The following is a 1,482-nucleotide window of genomic DNA, read 5'->3' on the forward strand; positions in this document are numbered from 1 at the left end:
AGCAGGACACCAAATACTCGAACAAGGTGGAGAAGCGCTTGATGCGGTGGTCGCTGCGGTAAAAGTACTGGAAGACTCTCCCAACTTTAATGCGGGTAAAGGCTCGGTTCTTACTCACAACGAAATGGTAGAAATGGATGCCTCTGTGATGGATGGTCGCAACCTTGCCGCAGGTGCTGTCGCGGGCGTTAGACACATTAAAAACCCGATCGAGCTGGCTCGGGATGTGATGCTTCGCAGCAACCATGTGTTGTTGGTTGGTGAAGGCGCTGAGAAGTTTGCTTTTGAACAAGGCCATCAATACACCGAACAAGATTACTTCTTCACAGATCGCCGTTATGAACAGCTGCTCTCAATGCGTGAGAAAGGTTTGTTTGCGTTATCTGAGTCTCGTTACCCGGATGATCGTAAACACGGCACCGTAGGCGCAGTGGCGTTAGACCAGCAAGGCAACTTAGCTGCGGCGACCAGTACGGGTGGGGTAACCAATAAGCAATATGGTCGTGTTGGAGATTCTGCACTGATAGGTTGTGGCACTGTGGCTGAGAATGGCGTGGTGGCAGTTTCAACTACGGGTGTTGGTGAGTTCTTTATTCGTAAACGTGTTGCGGAAGATGTAGCAGCACGCATGCGCTATTTGCAAGAGGACGTACATACCGCGTGTGAAGCCATTATTCAGGGAGATCTCAAAACCATGGGCGGAGAAGGTGGCCTGATTGCCATTGATGCGAATGGGGCGTTGCATTTCGCTATGAACAGTTCGGGGATGTATCGTGCGGGTATCAATACTCTCGGTGAGTTGAGTGTGAAAATCTACGCTAACGACTAACCGTTCGATTATTTCACGACGAGCAACCGTGCAATTACAACAAAGCCCAGCATAAGTCTGGGCTTTGTTTTGTCTTTCGCGTATTGATCAGTAATGCGGCGGCGGTGGCTCGTTGGCTGGATCTTCCATATTCGAAGAATCCATATTTTTCACTTTGCCTACTACGTACTTCATTTGATCTTGCATCTTCGTGATCTGCAATTGTTGTTGTGACAATGCACTGTTCAGATCTTCGATGGTTTGTTCTTGGAACGCCACCTGACACTCTAAGTCGTTGATGCGTGCTTCCAATTGCTCAATGAGTTTTTCTGTCATGACCCGTTCTCTAGTTGCCAAGCTTGGGCGATGCCCGCCGATGTGGCAGTAATTACACGTTGCTTAGAATCAAAGGCAGCATCATACACGACCGCGCGAGGAGGGCGAGTATCTTTTTTCGGCTCGACTTCAAATCCGTCAATGCGCTTTCCGCTCTGCGTATCCCAAATCGAGACGCGGCCTGAAGGTGTTCCCGTCACCAGTTGAGAGCCATCATCAGAAAAACGCGCGGTAGAGAAAATCAGCTGGCGCGACCAACTGCTGAGTTGCGAAACCTTTTGACCTGTTTCTAAATTCCAAATGATCGCTTGATTGCCACCGTCTGACGTCATGGCGAG

At 49.5% G+C, this 1,482-nt stretch carries 3 protein-coding genes; 1 reads left to right on the forward strand and 2 read right to left on the reverse strand.

The window, feature by feature from the left end:
• A partial coding sequence (locus tag R7O12_RS24600) for an isoaspartyl peptidase/L-asparaginase (RefSeq protein ID WP_318126669.1) occupies nt 1–829 on the forward strand: 829 nt, incomplete at its 5' end.
• An 87-nt stretch (nt 830–916) separates the two neighbouring features.
• Here R7O12_RS24600 and R7O12_RS24605 read toward each other — a convergent pair.
• Both R7O12_RS24605 and R7O12_RS24610 read right to left on the reverse strand, forming a co-directional pair.
• Entirely contained in the window at nt 917–1,144 is a 228-nt protein-coding gene (locus R7O12_RS24605) for a SlyX family protein (RefSeq protein WP_005458294.1), read from the reverse strand.
• Nucleotides 1,141–1,482, reverse strand: a 342-nt coding sequence (locus R7O12_RS24610; protein WP_411913093.1) for a WD40 repeat domain-containing protein, incomplete at its 5' end; no start/stop codon positions are given. The genes R7O12_RS24610 and R7O12_RS24605, both read right to left, overlap by 4 nt.

It is taken from the genome of Vibrio sp. Vb1574 (assembly GCF_033338675.1).

Coding starts and splice junctions, on each gene's coding strand:
- R7O12_RS24605 (WP_005458294.1), bottom strand. CDS start 1,144: ATGACAGAAAAACTCATTGAGCAATTGGAAGCACGCATCAACGACTTA.